Below are 18,247 nucleotides of genomic sequence, written 5' to 3' on the forward strand. Positions count from 1 at the left end.
TTAAGCATAATTCTTTGAGGGTTGTTAAGAGTCGATATTGATAAAGATTACACGATTATCAGACTCAATTCTGAGTAGGGCTTTGTCTTCAAAAAAAAGTGGGCTCTTCTTGGTAGTGCTGTAATTAGGGTTAAATTGTTTCTTTATAAACTTTACCTGATTGTTTGTTTCCCAGCTGACAGATGATGGCCCCCAGGACTCAGGCCTTATACTGTAAACAGGTGTCAGGCCATTCACAGTTAAAAGATAGAGCTCTAGAAGGTTTTCATTGAAGCCAGCATCCAGGTCTTGCTCCACTGTCAGGATATATTGCCCATTTGGAGAGGTGAGAGGATAGCCTTCCAGGGAGTATTCGACACCATTCTTTAAACTTAAAAGAATATAGTCACTGGATTCCCATAACTGTCTATATATCAATAAGTAACTATCAGCCACGAACTCGAGAGCCGAATAGGTATACTTTTCTCCTGGGGGATTTTCTTCATGGGAGTCCTGATAAGTTTTGGTTGTGCCATTTTTCAGGGTTACTATTAAAGAAAAAAGTTTGTTACGTTTGATAAGGCCCGTATTTTCAAGCAGCTTACTTTCTATAGAGCGCGCGCAGTTATGAGAATTATGAATATTGGGGCAATCAAACTTACCTTCTATTGCACTGAAGTGGACTGCAAAACTTAAGCTGGGAGTTATTACTGTAGATAGGAAGCCCAAAATAATAAGTAGCTTTTGTAGTTGACTTATCATAAGGGCTTCCTCTGCCGCTAGAGAATACTTTAATTAGATTTTTCCTTTAGCGCTAAATAGCGCCACACAGCCTTTTACTTCTATTTGATACTCTTTGAACTTGCTTTCGAGGTAAGTTTCGAGGTCTTCCTGGCAATCCTCGGTATTGGAAAAAATTCCCTTTTTATTGTAGATGGCCATTAATTTCTTTGCTGCAGTGTTCCTGGGTACACCTTTTGATAAAATCGTGGAACCAAATACAACTCCGGATTCAGAAAGTAGTGCACTAACGTGGTCTAAGGCTGATAGTTTTTCTGGCAGTTTTCCTGGGAGACAATGGAATAAATAGTTCAGAGAAATGGAATCAAATTTTTCAGTGACTAAGTCAATTTTATCCAGCACATTACAGCGAAACTGAAGTGGGCTGTACCGTGCAACTCTAGCAGCAGAAACATCCAGACTATTTTGGTTCAAATCCATCAATCCCAGCCGTACATCACCGGAGGGGAAGGTGCACTTATCGAGGAAATATCCTGTTCCAACACCGACATCCAAGTGGTTTGACGTTATGTGCTGGTTGAAGTGCTTGAGAATGCCTGGAGTGGGACATTGCCAAATAAAGCGGTTGGATAGCCCTAGAACCCAAAGATCGTACAGCCAGAGTACGGGTTTGGAGTAAACGGCTTGTCCCTGCTCAACTTCTTTTGTAACGGCCATGTACATCTCCTGCAAGTCTGACTGGAAGTTAACTATTGGTCTAATTTTGAACACTATAGTAGCACTTTTTCAGCATAAAGCTGAAGTTGATACCCGTGTAGTGAGTGGTGGTTCTAACTGTCAGGCTTTTGGTTAGCGGTATAAAGCAGCTCTTCACCATGAAAGCTAAACTCTTGCAGGTATAAACGAATGTGCCTTTTTTGTGAGAGAGTTTGGTATATACAGACTTTAATTGAATAATGCCTAAATAGTTTTTGGTTCCATTTAAGTTGGTTAGGCAAGTGAAGAACCGAATAAATAATTACAATGAGTATGAACTAGAAAAATAAAGCTGCCTGGCCTTCCATTGTAAATAGAGTTGAGAAGAGCAGCCCTATATCCAGCTGCCCTTAAGCCATTAAGCTTGAGTGGTTAAATACTTAAGAATATCCACAACCTGGTCCGGTGTTTGCGCCCAGGCTTGAGCAGCACCATCAACTTCTTTTAATGCATGTACCAGTGATTCATCATGTAGAGTGATATAGGATTTACCAAGCGCTGCGCAGTATCCAGCATCGAACGCTGCATTCCATTGTTTATATTTTTCACCAAAGCGGATAACAGCCAGGTCACAATTTTCTATGTGGTGTTTAATCCGTATCGCGTTGACCTTGGCAGACTTATGATCTCGCCAGAAGGAGTTATCTTCCACGCCAAGGCCATCGCCAGCTGCATCACTGGCATCGTGATTGGTCACCGCAGAGGAGAAAGAGATTTCCAGTCCCTGCTTATTGCAGCCTTCGATTATCTGGGTTCTCCAGTCAGAGTGGATTTCTCCAGAGAGATATACTTTCAGTTTCATAGTTTAGTTACCTGATAGTGGTAAACAATAGAGTTTGATGCTTAGGAAATGATTTTACAATATGATTTTGACTTGAAAGGAGGGGACTACTGATTGAGTTAAATAGGATGTATCAATGCGTCATTAGCGCTGAAGTATAAGACCAAAATCCCTTTTGGCTCTTACTTATTGGTGGTTAAGGTAGCCTTATGGCTTAAACACTACATTTTCTGGTACTTTTCCAGACGGCAGTCTTGTAGAGTGCAATTGAGAGAGGAGCCACTTTCCTTGCACTTTCTTTAGAATAGCGCTTTCGAGCCAGTAAACATCCTGGCTCTTGTTCTTTGCAGCAAAATTGGCCTTATTCCAATAGTTGATTGTGACTAGATCTGGCCTCTCATCAAAGTCAATAATGCTAAAGTAATTGGTTCTAACAGTATCTGACGGCTTTGCCACCTTAATTAGATCTTCAATCGTCCATACTTCACCATGTTCGAGCAAGAGAAAAGACTCAGTTACGGTGCCTCTCATACGCTCATGGTCTACATCTGATAGGTAATTTAGAAGGTTCTCGATAGTTTTGAATGCTTCAGGCTTCTCTTGCGCCTGTGCGTTACCGATTGTCAAAACAAACAACATCAATGTAAAAACAATTTTTTGCATAAGTTATATTCCTGGTTCTTAGAAGTTAATTTTTAGTAACGGGAGTGTTGATTTTACAATATTTGCTCCATCAAGTGCCTAAATTCCTTAAGGTGAGCGAAGCTATATATGTAAGGCGGGTTCCGATCGGAGCAGGCTCTTGCTGATACTGTCTATTTTTTCAGCAAAAAAATTGTTTTTTGGGATCTCAGAGCCCCACTGTACAGCATACCAGAGTAAGCTTAGATATTTGTACATTCTGCGCCAATGGTATAGGCGTTGCCAATGTTCTCGGGCCGGATTACGCCTAAGATACAGCTCGAGTAGGGATTGTTGCTGAATTCTGCTGAGCTGATGTTCCTCTATGATCACGGCGAGGTCATAGAAGCGATCGCCCATAGCCGCGTACTCCCAATCAATGGCATAAAGCCGCCTGGCCTTTCCAGCGATGAGGTTTCCAGTGCTTAGATCATTATGGCAAAGAGAGAACCCATCACCTAGCTGTTCCGCGGCAGCAATATGGGAAGGGATTTTTTGGTGAAGCTGTACTAGAGTCGGGTAGAAATCTGCTTGTTTATCAATCGAGCTCCAATATTGGTCAGCTTTATAGGATATATCCAAATGGGCATCAATTTCGGGGAGGCTGTGGATTCCATCAAGTAAATTGGCAACCTGTTCCAGAGCATCGGCATCATTTTTATTCCAAGGTCGCCCTTCAATAAAGCGGGTAACTTGGTATTGATATGCTGGGTCACTGTAGACTAAAGGAGCGCATAGCCCGGCGCTACTTGCTCTTACAAGGACGTTGGTTTCTGTTTGTCGGTTTAAATCTAGAGCACCACTGTATTGTGAATTGATACGTAGAATTAATAGCTCTTGGTTTGTCTTGAGTAGAAATGTTTGGTTCGTTTGCCCTCCTGTGAGCTGTCTGACCACAGTGGGTCTGGATTGGCTCCATAGGGGCCAGTCCTGGGGCAGCATATCATCTAGGGGGTTACTCATGACTATGGGGCGCTCGTTTCAAGACCAGTTAAATAAGAGTGGCTGCTCTATCAGTTACTGCTTCGCTCGCAGATATTTCAGACTGCCTTTCCTTTCTATAAATGGCATGCCACTGGAAAAAGCCGATGATTACTAATATTACATAAAGTGAAAACAAGGCAGCCGTGGGGTATAGGCCTCTGTCCAGGTAAAGGTAAATTGAGGCACCATCAACCACAATCCAGTAAATCCAGTTCTCTAAGACTTTTCGAGTGACCATATAAGTTGTAACTATGGCCCCTAAAGTAGTAAAAGAGTCCAGGTAGGGCAGGGCGGCATTGGTTGTATTCTCCAGAATATAGCCAAGCAACAAGGTGAGCCCGCTGACGCTTGTCAGTACAAGAAGGTGGGTTTTAAGTGGCCAACGATGAATTTTGAGATCTTGTTGTTTATCTCGATGACTACGCCATTGCCACCAACCAAAAACAGCCATTACCAGGTAAAATACCTGCAGGGCCGATTCCATCAGCAGGCTGACGTCCCAAAATAAAAAAAGGTAAATGGCTGTGCTGGCAAAAGCGGCGTACCAACAGCTGATCTTCTCACGCATTGCAAGCAGTAGGTAGGATAGGGCCAATACAACTGCAGCAATTTCCCAGGTGGACATCGCGTTGATAGAAGCTGAAATATCGCTAGTGAAATCTTGATCAAGCATCTGATGCCGCCGGTGAAAGATCCCCGTCTATAAATTTGCAAACAAAGATGGCGCGGCCAAACTGCTCATAGGCTCTGCGCAATTCTAACTTGAGTACATCTATTAGCAAATCGTAGTCCCCAAAAACCTGAGTACTCATAGTATTGGTAATTACCTTGAGTTCTGGATATTTATTGAGTCGATCAATAAATGCTTGGATGCCGGGGATATACTCATCCTTTAGTGGGTACATACTGATTTCTACTGAGAGCCTCACAACGCCTCCTATTGAAAGCAAAAGTTGGGGTGGTATAGACCACCCCCCAATGATACAACTATTAGAAAGTATAAGTACCGCTTATACCGGCGATACGGGGCTCGCCAAATTGATAATAGGCTTCTGGCGCATAGCCATTGGCAGGGTTGTTACCATATTGGTTGCTAAAATAGAAACCCCTGGTGTAATAGTCTTCATCAGTTAAGTTTCTGCCCCATAAGGACAGATCCCAATTATCACCCTGGTATGTCAGTCGGGCGTTGACTAATTCATAGGCATTAGATTTTTCATTGTGGCTATTGGAGAAGTAGAACTCGTCCTTTCCTTCCAGCTCTAAGCGCAGAACTAAGTTGGGCAGGAGAGAAATTTCGCTGCCAGTGAAAAATTGATAGCTTGGCGCATGGGCTACGTCTCGACCATCCAGGTTTACAGGTGCTCCCTGGGAGTCATCTCTTGCGTCGACATGAGAGCCGGTTATAAAGTTTTCAAACTCCGCATTTAGCCAGCCTGCAGAGGCAAAGATGCGCAGAGAATCTGTAGCAAAGTAGTTAAACTCTACTTCCAGCCCGGAAGTTTTACCTCCCGCGGCATTGGCCAGGTAGTCGTGAAAGGAAACTTCATCTTCATTAAATATGAAGACGGATTGTTTTGCCTGGATATCATTGCGATCCTGGTAGAAAGCAGCCAACTGGGCATACAAGCGGTTGTCGAACCAATTGCCTTTAATACCTATTTCGTAGTTAAGCATATGCTCAGTATCAAAATCGAAGAAATTAGGGCTAATTTCTACATTTCTCACTGATTCAGAGATGATTACACCATTGATACCGCCGGCCTTGTATCCTCGGGATACCGTCGCATACGCCATAGTATTTTCGGAGTAGTGATACTCCAGAGTGATATTGCCACCCCAGAGGTCCTCGCTGATATCCCTGGCAGTGAACAGGGAATCTGTGTAATCAGCACTTCGCTTCTCCAGGCGGAGCCCTGTCACCAGATTTAAGCTGGCGGTCAATTCAGTATTAAGTTGGCCATAAATCGCTGTGTTTCTTGTGTCAAATTCACTGGAAAAGTATTCAACATCAGCCCCAAACTCCTCATTAGAGGTTTTGGTGCGTAATAAATCCTCACGTTCTATACGCTCATATATACCTACAACCCAGCTGCTACGGCTAGAAAAGAGTTTGGATACATCAGTAGAAAGCAAGCGCAAGTCTAGGCTGATGTTATCTTTGTCGCGATGGTAATTGTCTTTTTGGCTGTATTCCCATGGGTGAAAGCCTTGATAACTCCAGTCTTCGTCGTAACCGTATTCTGTGTCTGAATCTGCGAGGCTCAGCGTGGCATCCAAATGGAATAGCTCACTCCCTGACCACTGTGCGGCTAGGGCTCCGGCCCAGGTTTCCTGTCGATCCGAGCCTGGTTCGTCAGACAGTGTTTTACGGGTGTTGTATAAGGAGAAGGCATCATAGCCGTTGTCAACATTCACATAGAGCAGAGAGAGGTCAAACTTTAGGTTGTCACTAGGCGTGTAGGCCAGCTTACTTCTTAGCACTGATTCATCAATATTGTTGGTATTATCACTGCCCAGGAATGCATTCTCTGTATAGCCATCGGATTTTTGCCTATTGGCAGCGATTCGATAACCAAGTTGATCGGCTAATGGGCCGCTGGAAATTACAGAAATATTGCGTCCATTGTATTCACTTACCTCGGCAGATACTTTTGCCATGGGTTCAGTGGTAGGAGCGGCGCTGGTCATATTGATCAGACCCGCCAGGGCGTTGGCACCATACGCAGTGCCTTGGGGCCCGCGAAGAATCTCTACTTGATCGATATCCAGGGTGCTGGCAGCGAGCCCGAGGCCGGTGAAGTCAATACCATCGATAACCAGGCCAACAGAGGGGTTCACAGGGTCTATAAATTGGCTGCGCTCGCCAATACCGCGAATTTGGATGAAGCGGCCCCGTGATGCACCGGAAGAGAAATTTACATTTGGTGCCATATTCAGGATCTGATCCAGATTGCTCGCACCCCGGGCCTTGATTGTATCGGCATTAACCACTGTCGCGCTGGTAGCCAAGTCCAACAGGTTGGTATTGCGTAATTGGGCAGTGACTACGACCTCTTCAATCCCTGCTTCCCTCGATTCAGCAACTGCCAGCCCCGCAGACAAGCTGGCTACAATGCTAACAGACCAGGCAATGGGGTGGGCTTTGAACAGATTCTTCATGGTTCTCTCTCGAATCAACACAAGTGAAAGAGACCCGGAGCGCGACGTGAGGAGGCGTTTGGTGAGGTTACCTATCCCTACGCCGGTATTAACCGGATCAGGTTCAAGGGTTTGCCCGGAAGAATCAAAAGTCTTCTGGGCATCTCAGGCCAAGGCCACCCCTTAGGTTCGCGGGCGCGATGATAGCAGAAGTTGAGGGAGGAAAGGGGTCTAAGTGTAATATTCAAGATGTCAAAATCTATATCTAATGTGTCACCCCTTCCGTATGCTAATCAAAGTATATAATCCTTTTCTCAACGTCCATGACGTGAAGAAACTTAAGAAGGAGAGATCTGCAAGTAAAGGTACTATATACATTCTGTATCTAGTAACCTAAGTAGGTGCCTCCCACTTGTCCTGCAAAGTGCGGAATAAACATGGCGTCAAAGCCATGCCAGTCACCGTATTTACTTTGTAGCTCAGGGTAAACTATATCAAAAATGGCTCGTAATTTTTTCCCTTGATCAGGTTCATAATTAATTTTAGACATCTCACGTTCTACGGTTTTACGAAAATCTACCATCATATTTCTATAGTGAATTAAATCTCTTCTATCTCCTTCGTTAAAGTGGCTGGGAATATAAATTTTTGCATTTAATTCAATCAGGCGATCGAGGGCCCGTATGTAACCGGGGTAATACCAGTCGGGCAGACCAAAAGGGGGAAATGCGTTCACGAACATCATATCTGGAGCAAATACGATGTCTTCACTTTCAATATAAAATCCATACAATGTTGTTGAGTGGGATTCAGGCATATATAGGAAGTGGACAGTTTGATCTCCAAATTTTAAAGATTTATCACCATCTATTGGGCTAGTTACAGGTAGGATTTTATTTAATGGGTGCTCCCATTCTTGGATTAGATGGTTAATATTATTATGTCCGACGACAATTTTTGGGCTTAGATGTGCTCCGCCACGGATGTGATCCAAATGATTGTGGGAGTAGACTAACCAGCGCACGGGATGTTCGGGAAAGTGTTTTTTTAGCTCATCAGAAAGCGATTTACTGAAATTTTCATTAAAGCAATCGAAAACGACTAATCCGTTATTTGTTTTCAGAATCATTGCCCGGTTCATTCCCAGACGAAAACTATAAACTCGATCACTATGTTGAACAAATTTTGAAGGTAATTCTGTAAAAGGTTCAAAATAGTCGACCGGAATCGCCTGTTTCATCATGGCTTTTCGAATCTCGGATTCACAGGCGCTGACTATGAGGGCACTAAATATTAAGAGTGTTATATTTATTAAACCTTTCTGTCTGACTTTTTCCCTTTGTCTAAAGCATCTTCTGGCTGGCTTTGAGTAATTTCTTCGGTGAGGCATAGTGACTCTCCTGACAAGTTACTTTGTAATATTGATAAATAGGAGATCTGAAAGAGTAATTAAAAAGGGGTTTCTTCTATTTTTTTTAGAAAGCCAAGTTCTACAAATGGCCTCATATAACTATGTGGTTTTCTCCCGACTTGATCGTTGAGCATGCTTTGCATACCCTGCTTAAAATCCAGTCTGGGATACTCATTAATTACTTCAGACAAGGTTTTGGGATGAATATCACTCAACCATAACCCGGCAATGTCCAGCCCTGCGGCAAAATGTAGTAGGGCAATCTCCGGGTCTTTTTTGTGCGCAATTCCAACAGAGTTGTGATGAGCGATCATCTCATGTACTAAATCAGCCTTCTCGGTAGAGATGTTATGACCAATACAAAAGGATCTTGCTGCTTGAGCTCCGTCTAGCTCAAAAGTACCACCGACATCATAGGCTGGGGTTAGTCCTATATCATGCATGATGGCACCAAGAAAGTAGACTTCTTGATCTATCACTGTCTTTACTTTGTGACTCATTGCTAAGCCGAATGTATAGCTTCTAAGGCTGTGGTTGAGGAGGAAGTCGGGGCTGCATTGAGCCACCATATCCAACGCTTTTTTACAGCTCATCGAGTCAGGAATTTGATAGACCTCTTTAGCAACATACTGAATGTGCTCCCTCTTAAGGTAGCGAATAGTGCGTGTGTAAGTTGCACTTGCACTGGATGTAACAAAGCGGCAGGCCAGACAAGGCAAAGGTGGCGGTATTTTATTCGTTGTAAGTTCCATAATATCATTTATTTTGTACCGTTTCGAACAATAAAATATGATAGGCTTTCTGCGGTGTCAACAATTATGTTCGGAGTAGTACAAAAATGAAAAAGAGAAGAGGCCGTCCACCTAAATATGATGCCACTGAGGCCCTGGAGGGCGCTCTCCAGGTATTTTGGCGCAAGGGCCTCACAGCTACTTCTTTAGATGATCTGGCTGAGTCGATGAAGATGAACAGGCCAAGTATTTACGCCGCTTTTGGTGACAAAGTATCCATTTACCGTAAAGCTTTTGCGCAGTTTGCGAATCAGCTAGGTAAAGACCTTGATGCAATATTGAATGATGGTGCTCCTTTGCAGGATGCTATGCTGCGATTCTATGGGCAGGCGCTGGAAGCTTATCTGCTAAAAGACGAATCGCTGGGTTGTTTTGCTACTTGCACTGCACCAGTGGAATCATTGGCTCATCCAGATGTTCAAGATGACTTGAAAATTTTGATTGCAAGAATTGATAGCCAACTGGAAAGACGACTCCTGCGCGCACAGGAGGATGGGGACTGGCCTATAGATCGAGACGTTCAACCGACAGCTAAATTGCTACATGCTGCCTTGCAAAGTTTGGCTATACGAGCAAGAGGTGGCGAGGCCCGAGAAACTCTGGTCGATTTTTACTACGCTACAGTCAAGATGCTGTGTTGATCCTAATGGGAATCACAATCAACATGTATAAATGCTCCTTATCTGGATTGTGCTTTAAGCACGGCATATGTAAGGAATATGTTCGATTTTTATTGGGCTTTCTATCTAAGGCAAAGATAAGATTGTTGTTTGCTATAGCATAAATTTTTAATCACTACCATGGAGCTATCAGCTACTTCAGTAGTTCGATATTTCGCCTTGCGAGAAACCTAAATTGTATATATTCGAGAATAAGGAATACAAGATGGCAGGCTGTAAGTATGTGAAACTTCTCACATGAAAGAATAAATACCCAAAAAGCATCCACATGTAATATTTGATAAGCCTCATAGGTTAATACCTGTATCATGAGGGTTGATGAATTGCTGTTCGTGAGTATTTGGCTTCAAAAGAAGGAGGTTAAAGGAAAAGTTTAGGATATTTTTATTTTTGGCAGTGAAAAATTGTAAGCTTTGAATTTGCCATGTAGGTCATGGACGTGTGATTTTTAGCTTTGGTCGGTAATTTACCTCTTGATTATTAAAAGCAAGAATTAGGCTAAAATTTCATCACTTAGTAATAGCGCGAGCTGTAAGAAGATGATTTCTTTCCTGCACCACTTTCCCATTCTATGTTCAATGACTGACGGCGAGTGATTATCGGCACGCAATTAATCTGTGAGTCATGTAAGTGGCTGTTGTTTACAGATGGCCAAATGGCTTGAGAAAATGGCAGGGTGGTTTCCCAGGCTTGTTTGCCGAATTGCTATGTTTGGCGGGGTTACCACTTGATGTATTCGAAGTTGTAAACGAATTATCTCGGTTCGCTCTCGAAACTCTTCCTAATTTATCAAGGTATCACAGCAAACAAGAGTGAGTATTTCGATTATGGGTATAACAATCCGAATGCTTGGAGAGCTGGCAGTTTATCGCGATGGGGTACCGATAAGCCTTCCCCCCTCAAAAAGAACTCGTGCACTCTTGGCATTTTTAGTACTGGCAGCTCGGCCTCATCGCCGCGATCGTTTATGTGAGATATTCTGGGAGTTGCCAGATGACCCAAGGGCATCTCTAAGGTGGTCTTTGAGCAAGATTCGCCCAATTGTCAATGATTCTTGTGGGGAGCGCCTGATAGCAGATCGAGAGAGGGTCCGACTAGAGGGGGAAGATGTCCACATTGATATAAAGTCGATAGCGCTAAAGCTAGGCGATCCTGATCTTTCGGTAGAAGAGCTTCTATCTATAGATACTGCTCTTAAAGAGCCATTTCTGGACGGAATTGATTTACCGGATCAAGAATTATTCCAGCAATGGTTACTCGCGGAGCGAGAGGAAATAGGGCGATTGCGGGGTAAGGTGCTCTCCCGTTTGTCATCTCATCCTGATGCATCACTTCCGGATCAGCTCAAGTGGGTGCGCAGCTGGGAAGCTTTGGAGCCCTATAATACCCGCGCTGCGGCTCAGTTGTTAGTTAAACTGGAGGCACTAGGTTTTACCAAAGAAGTGGCTAATGTTCGGCCAAAATTTTTGGAGAGATTTAGAAAGGCTGGGATTGCATGGTCCCCCCAGGTTTTATCATTGGGAGAGGCTAAAGATACCAATATTGATAATCAGTATCTTGAGCGTAAGCTTCTTACACAGCAAAAAGTTGGGTTCTGCAGTGCTTCGGATGGCGTTCGTATTGCCTATGCAGCTGTTGGGGATGGTTCTCCCATTGTTAAGGCGGCTAATTGGTTAAGTCACCTTGAGTATGACTGGGATTCGCCAATTTGGAGCCCTTTGTTCCGAGAGCTTTCCTCGGATCATCAATTCATTCGCTACGATGAGCGTGGTAATGGACTCTCAGATTGGGATGTTAACAATATCTCTTTTGAGTCTTTTGTGACCGACTTAGAGACTGTCGTAGATGCATGTGGTGTCGATAAATTTACTTTGCTCGGCATATCACAGGGAGCAGCTGTATCTATTGAATATGCAGTGCGGCACCCTGAAAGAGTAAAAAGTCTTATTCTTTTTGGCGGTTATGCAGCAGGTTGGCGGACAGGGGCTACTGATGCCGTAATTAAAGAGCGAGAAGCTATAATAACCCTCACTGAGACTGGCTGGGGGCAAGATAATCCTGCATATAGACAAATTTTTTCTTCGACATTTATGCCGAGTGCAAATGCAAGTGAGCTAGCCTGGTTTAACGAATTTCAACGCTTAACCACCTCTCCTGAAAATGCCGCGCGGTTCCTCTCTGTATTTGGGGATATTGACGTTCGTAATCAGCTTAAAAAAGTAAGTGTTCCTACATTGGTCATTCATTCGATAGGGGATCAACGTATCCCGGTAAAGGTGGGTTTTGATATCGCATCAAGTATTCCGAATTGTAGATTTATTGGTTTGGATAGTGATGGCCATTTATTACTTGGGCGTGAGCCTGCTTCAAAAATATTTGTAGAAGAAGTGCGGAAGTTTATTGGCAACTCTTATTGATATAAGCTAAAGCAAGACAGTATCTTTAAGAACCTTCAAATTATACAGGCAGGCCATACTTAATAGCGGCATATTGAGTAAATCATTTTTAATTTGTCAACTCTTTTCCAAATGTACTATGACAAGCAAAGCTTTGCCTCACTGTAAGTGATTGGAGCAGAGTTTTTGCTATTAAGTAAATTTTTTACAAAAGATAAACGGCCAGCTCTTGAGCGCTAAGATATCGGATTCCTGCTTGTGGATACTTGCGAATAAGATCTAAGGCAGCTGAGCGCGCAGAAGCCTCATCAGAGAATTTTTCTGGTAACTTTATGTTTGCAACTCGGTTTCCTGATTTGCAGCGAGTAACAATGATATATTGACCTCCCCATTTGCCCCAAAGTACTTCATCAGGATCTTCCTTGGGGGGAGGTGGAGGGGGAGTTTGTTCCTGTTCTTTAAAGGTTAATCCAGCTTCTGATTCCCAAATCATTTCAGCTAATTGGTTTAACTTCTGAGTGTAATCGTTGGTAGACATCATGCCCCTTGAGAATGATAAAGCGTATGCTGCATCAAGAAAAACTGCACAAGCTGGGAGTAAAAGGACTCCCTAAGTAACGCAATTATAGCGTTTCGATGGAAGATATCTAGCCCTTAAAGCACTAATTGAAGTTTGGATAGGGGTTTACATTAATTAACAAATCGCTTTTGATGACTGGAGCTGTTCCAGCCTAAGGTAGTCATAGCCCTATTATTGTGATAATTAGTCTATGAAAGGATAGTGAATACTTGTGAATTTTCAGTCAGCTTGCATTATTTCTAATAAGCGGGCCAGAGCTATAAGAGCTATATAAACCTTTGATTGGTTAGGGGCGAGTCTAGAGCTGTTATATGAGCGGTGGAGCTATTTTACTTCGATGGTCATTTATGAGGCATATACTTCAAAATTTGTTATCTAAGGTCGATATTATTGACTATAGGAAAAGGGTGGTTGGTAAAACTTATGACACTTGAAATTATATACTTATAGCGATAATTCCGGGTAAATTTACATTGCGGAAATCCAGACTTTATAAAGCACTCTTGAGGTGAGGTTGCCACTTTGAATGAAACTGGCTAGATCACTATCAAATTCAACGGTGGTTCAAACGGTGGTTCAAACGATATAGAGGTTCACTGGAGCTCGTTAACCACGTTGTCAAAGTCAATATCTATGCGGTTCACAGCCATATTCTCTCATATATTTGGAATATAAGTATGAGATTTGTGCCAAAACAGGGAGCTGATTCCTGAAGATGCATTGGGGTCGCTTTGCAGAATATTGTAACCGCGCGACTGGTGACGAATTATTGATAGAGATTCTAGTGATTTAATAGTGTGTAGAGAGGGACATGGATATTCCAATCGGTAAGGAGCAGAATAGATTTGTTAATAGAGAGGTAGTAGTTGAATGCCGGCACTGTGGAAGCCTGTTTGAGCTAAAGATGCTGTCAGTTCCATATGGGGAATCTATTGGACTCAATTTTTCGTCACCTTTGAACTTGATTATGGTGGCGGCTGGTACTGCATTAGTTAAAGGTAATCAATCAAGCTTTGAGCTAACAGTGGGGCAGACGTGGCTGGCGAGCTCCAATAGTGACTTTCGTTTGAGTAGCGATTTAAGGGGACACAGTATTATTGTAATATGCGTAGGCATTAGAGCTGCAATGATTACTAGATTCTACCAAAGATACGATAATACACTACTCCACAAAAGGAACGGGATAAATATAGACAGCTCAACACTTCCTGAAGATAAGGCGCCTATTGTTCTTCCTGGCTGTGAATTGACTCGGTTAACACTAGACTCCTTCAGACTGTTTAGCCTGTTAGGTGACGACGGTTTAAATACTCTTAAACTGGAAGAGCTACTGTTGCTTAAATTAAATAGTGATCACGGGCCAATACTTGCTGCGGAACTTCTGAATCATATAAACCCTTTACAAGAAAACTTTAGACGATTTATGGAGGAAAACTTCACAAAAAACTGGTCTGTTGCTACCTTTGCAAAGCACATTGGTATGAGTTTAACTTCATTTAAGAATATGTTCGGGCAAGTATTTAGAGAGTCATCACCTAAGTCTTGGATTAATGAACGGCGACTCCGCTATGCGGATGCTCAATTAAGGACCACCCGTAAACGACTTATTGATATTGCCCTTGACAGTGGCTTTTCCAGTCAGTCCTATTTTACACAACTGTATAAGTTAAAATATGGTGTTTCACCACTAGGGGCGAGACAGCAGTGCGGTTAAATCTCATAACGAATGAGCATTATGGTGAGATCTTTAATTGATTGCAGCTTCTTTAATGCCGAATTAGGTACTTGCTTCCTGTTGATTACTTGAGTTGAAGTAAGGTCCTTTTTGCTGATCATTAGAATGTTAGCACTTATTGAGCTTGTCTATGCGCCCCATTGAATATATGTCAAGTAAACAGATCATGAGCTTGATGGAAAGGAATACCTCCTGTAGGGCTCAAGTGCGAGTATTAAGTATTCGTAGGCGCCATTCGATCTTGGTGCCAATAGTGCCGGTAGTCGAGTATTGGCTCGAGGTTAAGTCTCATCTATCACAGGGAAGCCTGAGTGGAGTGGGACGATTCTGTTTTTACTTGCTATTTTTTTGCGATAGTTACTTAAAGTGACTCGCTTAAGCGTAGTGGTCTTGCCAGATGTTATACCTCTGGCATCTATCTTTGAATCCTTTCCATTCACCGATACTGGGTATCAGCTATATTGAAAAAAATCTGCTTGAATGCTTACTAGAAATTAAGTGTTAAGTGTTTTTAATCTGAAAGCAACTTTATTTAATTATTGATTTACAATTTGGTCTCTTCAGAATGATTAATATAAGCAGGGCAAGTTTAGGGGCGTTGGCATTTTCTTCAGCTTTGATGGGATGCACCCTAACCGAAAATAAAATCGATACGGCTGATCAGAAAGCAGTTAGTGACTCGGTATTACTCCATAAACTTGCAGATCAATATACTGATGTTTATTTAGATAACTTCCAGCCGTATGCATATTTCTCAGATATGGATCTGGACAGACATAATCTCTTCTTAAGTAATTCCCCCATAAATTCTGCTTCTATGGCTGCGGCTGAGGATAAAATACTCAAGGCTTTGGCTGAAATAGATCTAAATGGACTAAAAAGTGATCAAGAGAAGGTATTCTACTTCAAGCTGAAAGAGCGATTGGAGTCGAATGTTGGCTTAAGGGTCTGTAAGACTGAACTCTGGTCTGTTGATCATATGTTTGGCCCCCATATCATACTTGGCTTTTTGACAGAGGTTCAGCCGGTTGAAACTGCCCAAGACAGGGCAGACGCGATTGAGCGTTGGCTTGATGTGGCTCGTTATTATCAGCAAGAAATAGCTAATCTGAGTCGAGGGCTTGAGCAAGGTTACTCCGCACCCCAGAGCGTGGTGAAGCGAGTCATTCAGCAAGTTGATGGTTTGACCCAAGTACCCATTGATGAGCATCCTTTCCTGGGTTTAGCGAAGAAAGCTAAGGACCCGGAATTTGAGGCAGCATTTAAACAGGTGCTTTCAGATCACGTTATCCCCTCAATGGTGAATTATAAGAATTTTCTAGAATCCACCTATTTACCTGAAGCCAGAGCCGAGCTTGGCATCCATGCAATTCCTAATGGCCGTGAATGCTATATGGCTCAGTATCGTTCTTATACGACATTGCAGAGAACACCAGAAGAAGTTTTTGAGTTGGGTTTAAGTGCTGTCAACGCAAACAAGAGCGAAGTGGTTCGCTTAGGCAAGGAGTTCTATCAAGTAGATTCCTATTCTGAGGCAGTGGCAAGGGCCAGTGAAGATAAAACTCAGAAATTTAACAGCGCTGATGAAATGCATCAGTTTTTTGAGCGCTTGGTAGATAAGTCTAGAGATTTAACCGTAGACTTTTTCCATGAAATGCCTTTGATCGAAATGGAAGTGAAGGCCATCCCTGAACATGAGCAGGGTTCTGGTCGCAGTGCACACTATATTCCGGGCACTAAGGAGCGAAAGGCAAGATTTGGATATGACCCGACAACCTACCAGAATGAGTCATACGCTTCTGCCGAGAAGGTAACTATCCATGAAGGATACCCGGGCCATCATATGCAAATTGCTCTTGTACAGGAGCAGGAAAAGTTTCATAAAATAGAAGATGCCTTGTCTAACTCTGCTTTTGCTGAAGGTTGGGGCAGGTACTCTGAACATCTAGCGGAAGAAGCTGGGATGTATCAGTACGGGTCCACCAAAATCCTTAGGCGTGCTTGGCCTGCGCGAGGTATGGTAGCGGATACCGCAATGCATGTACTCGGTTGGAGTGATGAAAAAGTTGCGGAGTTTTTGCAGGATTCTGGCGCTTCATTTGCGAAAGGCCCGAGGACTCTGATGGACCGAATGGCAGTAATGCCCGCCCAGCTTACCTCTTATGATTCCGGTGCCCTCGAGATTTTCGCCTTGCGAGAACTGATGCAGAATGAACTGGGTGAGGACTTCGATATTAAGGACTTCCATGAGATTATTCTGAGAAATGGCAATGTCCCTATGGCCGTACTGAGTGAGCAGGTAAGGGACTTTATCGAAGAAAAGAAGAAAGGTTAATTTAGGATCTTTACTAATTCAGTCCCACACCCATGCGGGACTGAGTTATAAATAGGCTTAGCAAGAGGCTTTTATCCTGCTACTCTAAATTCCCATCTGCCTGGAAGCCAGATCCCGCATTATTTCTTCAGATCCGCCACCAATCGCATTCACGCGCACTTCACGATAGATACGCTCAATCCGACTGCCACGCATATAGCCTGCGCCACCTAACACCTGCATCGCTTCCCGGGCGCAGAATTCAAGGGTTTCTGTGGCTTGGACTTTGAGTAGAGCGATATCGGCTACCTTGAGCTGATGCTGTTGCTCCGCCCAGGCACAGAGGTCCAGATAGGCTTGGGTGGCATTGATGCGTTGAAGCATCTGGGCAAACTTGTGTCGAATCACCTGGTGATTGGCGAGGCGCTTTCCGAAAGTTTGACGCTCCTGAGCCCACTCAATGGCATCCTGCAAACAGACCCGGCTGAATTCTACACAAGAGGCGGCAATGCCCAGGCGTTCGCGATTGAAGTTGTGCACTATGGGTAAGAAACCTTGGTTCTCACCGCCAATTAGATTGCTCGCGGGCACGCGCACCTGATCAAAAAAGATACTGGCCGTATCAGAGCACCACCAGCCCTGCTTTTTATCGAGCAGCTGCCGGCTAACCCCTTTGGTATCCGCAGGGATTAAGAGCAGGGAGATACCGCCGAAGCCTTCTTCACCAGTGCGCACGGCAGCAGTAAACCAGTTAGCGCGCATGCCGCCGGTGATGTAGGTCTTTTCGCCGGTAACGATATAGTCATCCCCATCACGCTCTGCGCGGCACTGGAGATTGGCTACATCGGAGCCTGCGCCTGGTTCGGTAATTGCCAGGGAAATATGCTTATCACCACGTAATACCGAAGGAATAACCTGATCTTTTAGGGCCTCACTGCCATAGTGCAGTAATGGGGGCAGGGCAATGCCGTGGACCATCAGGCTGGCGTAGAGTCCACCGGCGCCGGGGCGGGCTAACTCCTCTGCGGCAACAATCATATGGAAGACATCGGTTTCGATGCCGCCGTAGTTTTCCGGATAACTCATCTGCAGAAGGCCAACTTCTGCGGCTTTTTTCCAAAGCTCGGCGGGTAGCTGGCCGTCTTCGTCCCATTCAGTAATGTAGGGAGTAATCTCACGGTCGACAAAGCGGCGCAACTGGGTGCGCCATTCCTGATGGCCTTCGTCATAAAAGGGGCTTGCCATACGGGAGGCATCAATATCGTACATGCTGATCT

General features: G+C 43.7%; 16 protein-coding genes and 1 riboswitch. Of the genes, 4 read left to right on the forward strand and 12 right to left on the reverse strand.

From position 1 onward, the window contains the following. Positions 1 to 24: 24 nt before the first annotated feature. The 10 genes from ACJJJB_RS06340 to ACJJJB_RS06385 all read right to left on the reverse strand — a co-directional run bounded on the left by ACJJJB_RS06340 (position 25) and on the right by ACJJJB_RS06385 (position 9,226). Entirely contained in the window at positions 25 to 741 is a 717-nt protein-coding gene (locus ACJJJB_RS06340; RefSeq protein ID WP_444945188.1) for a hypothetical protein, read from the reverse strand. A gap of 33 nt (positions 742 to 774) precedes the next feature. Next, positions 775 to 1,437, reverse strand: a complete 663-nt coding sequence (locus ACJJJB_RS06345) for a class I SAM-dependent methyltransferase (RefSeq protein ID WP_282950834.1) — start codon at positions 1,435 to 1,437, stop codon at positions 775 to 777. A 397-nt stretch (positions 1,438 to 1,834) separates the two neighbouring features. After that, complete coding sequence (locus ACJJJB_RS06350) at positions 1,835 to 2,278, reverse strand: YtoQ family protein (protein ID WP_020415087.1); 444 nt, start codon at positions 2,276 to 2,278, stop codon at positions 1,835 to 1,837. 186 nt (positions 2,279 to 2,464) lie between these two features. Then, entirely contained in the window at positions 2,465 to 2,920 is a 456-nt protein-coding gene (locus ACJJJB_RS06355) for a nuclear transport factor 2 family protein (protein ID WP_282950833.1), read from the reverse strand. Positions 2,921 to 3,022: 102 nt separating this feature from the next. Beyond that, the gene (locus ACJJJB_RS06360) at positions 3,023 to 3,901 is read right to left on the reverse strand and encodes a choline kinase family protein (protein WP_353375214.1); all 879 of its coding nucleotides are present in this window, start codon (positions 3,899 to 3,901) and stop codon (positions 3,023 to 3,025) included. A gap of 28 nt (positions 3,902 to 3,929) precedes the next feature. Further along, positions 3,930 to 4,595, reverse strand: coding sequence for a nicotinamide riboside transporter PnuC (pnuC, locus tag ACJJJB_RS06365; protein WP_020415090.1), 666 nt, complete (start codon positions 4,593 to 4,595; stop codon positions 3,930 to 3,932). Then, positions 4,588 to 4,851, reverse strand: coding sequence for a hypothetical protein (locus ACJJJB_RS06370; protein ID WP_282950830.1), 264 nt, complete (start codon positions 4,849 to 4,851; stop codon positions 4,588 to 4,590). Before ACJJJB_RS06370 ends, pnuC begins: the two co-directional genes overlap by 8 nt. Positions 4,852 to 4,912: 61 nt before the next feature. Continuing rightward, positions 4,913 to 7,084: a TonB-dependent receptor gene (locus ACJJJB_RS06375; protein WP_445365920.1), complete on the reverse strand. Its 2,172-nt coding sequence runs from the start codon at positions 7,082 to 7,084 to the stop codon at positions 4,913 to 4,915. Positions 7,085 to 7,141: 57 nt separating this feature from the next. Next, a riboswitch (TPP riboswitch) is annotated at positions 7,142 to 7,257 on the reverse strand. Positions 7,258 to 7,448: 191 nt separating this feature from the next. Further along, positions 7,449 to 8,453, reverse strand: a complete 1,005-nt coding sequence (locus ACJJJB_RS06380) for an MBL fold metallo-hydrolase (protein WP_445365921.1) — start codon at positions 8,451 to 8,453, stop codon at positions 7,449 to 7,451. A 59-nt stretch (positions 8,454 to 8,512) separates the two neighbouring features. Then, the gene (locus ACJJJB_RS06385) at positions 8,513 to 9,226 is read right to left on the reverse strand and encodes an HD domain-containing protein (protein WP_445365922.1); all 714 of its coding nucleotides are present in this window, start codon (positions 9,224 to 9,226) and stop codon (positions 8,513 to 8,515) included. An 86-nt stretch (positions 9,227 to 9,312) separates the two neighbouring features. On the opposite strand from ACJJJB_RS06385, the gene ACJJJB_RS06390 reads away from it, so the two are divergent. Beyond that, positions 9,313 to 9,906: a TetR/AcrR family transcriptional regulator gene (locus ACJJJB_RS06390; protein WP_445365923.1), complete on the forward strand. Its 594-nt coding sequence runs from the start codon at positions 9,313 to 9,315 to the stop codon at positions 9,904 to 9,906. An 851-nt stretch (positions 9,907 to 10,757) separates the two neighbouring features. Continuing rightward, on the forward strand, positions 10,758 to 12,362 hold the full coding sequence (locus ACJJJB_RS06395) for a bifunctional AfsR/SARP family transcriptional regulator/alpha/beta hydrolase (RefSeq protein ID WP_445365924.1): 1,605 nt from the start codon (positions 10,758 to 10,760) through the stop codon (positions 12,360 to 12,362). Between the two features lie 184 nt (positions 12,363 to 12,546). Here the strand turns inward: ACJJJB_RS06395 and ACJJJB_RS06400 are convergent, their stop codons facing one another. Then, a complete protein-coding gene (locus tag ACJJJB_RS06400) occupies positions 12,547 to 12,879 on the reverse strand; it encodes a hypothetical protein (RefSeq protein WP_020415097.1) in 333 nt (110 codons plus the stop codon). A gap of 853 nt (positions 12,880 to 13,732) precedes the next feature. Here ACJJJB_RS06400 and ACJJJB_RS06405 point away from each other — a divergent pair. After that, positions 13,733 to 14,635: a helix-turn-helix transcriptional regulator gene (locus ACJJJB_RS06405; protein ID WP_444901746.1), complete on the forward strand. Its 903-nt coding sequence runs from the start codon at positions 13,733 to 13,735 to the stop codon at positions 14,633 to 14,635. A gap of 586 nt (positions 14,636 to 15,221) precedes the next feature. Continuing rightward, a complete protein-coding gene (locus ACJJJB_RS06410) occupies positions 15,222 to 16,991 on the forward strand; it encodes a DUF885 domain-containing protein (RefSeq protein ID WP_445365925.1) in 1,770 nt (589 codons plus the stop codon). Between the two features lie 84 nt (positions 16,992 to 17,075). Here the strand turns inward: ACJJJB_RS06410 and ACJJJB_RS06415 are convergent, their stop codons facing one another. Further along, on the reverse strand, positions 17,076 to 18,239 hold the full coding sequence (locus tag ACJJJB_RS06415; protein ID WP_445365926.1) for an acyl-CoA dehydrogenase family protein: 1,164 nt from the start codon (positions 18,237 to 18,239) through the stop codon (positions 17,076 to 17,078). Between the last annotated feature and the right edge of the window lie 8 nt (positions 18,240 to 18,247).

Source organism: Microbulbifer variabilis (genome assembly GCF_052468405.1).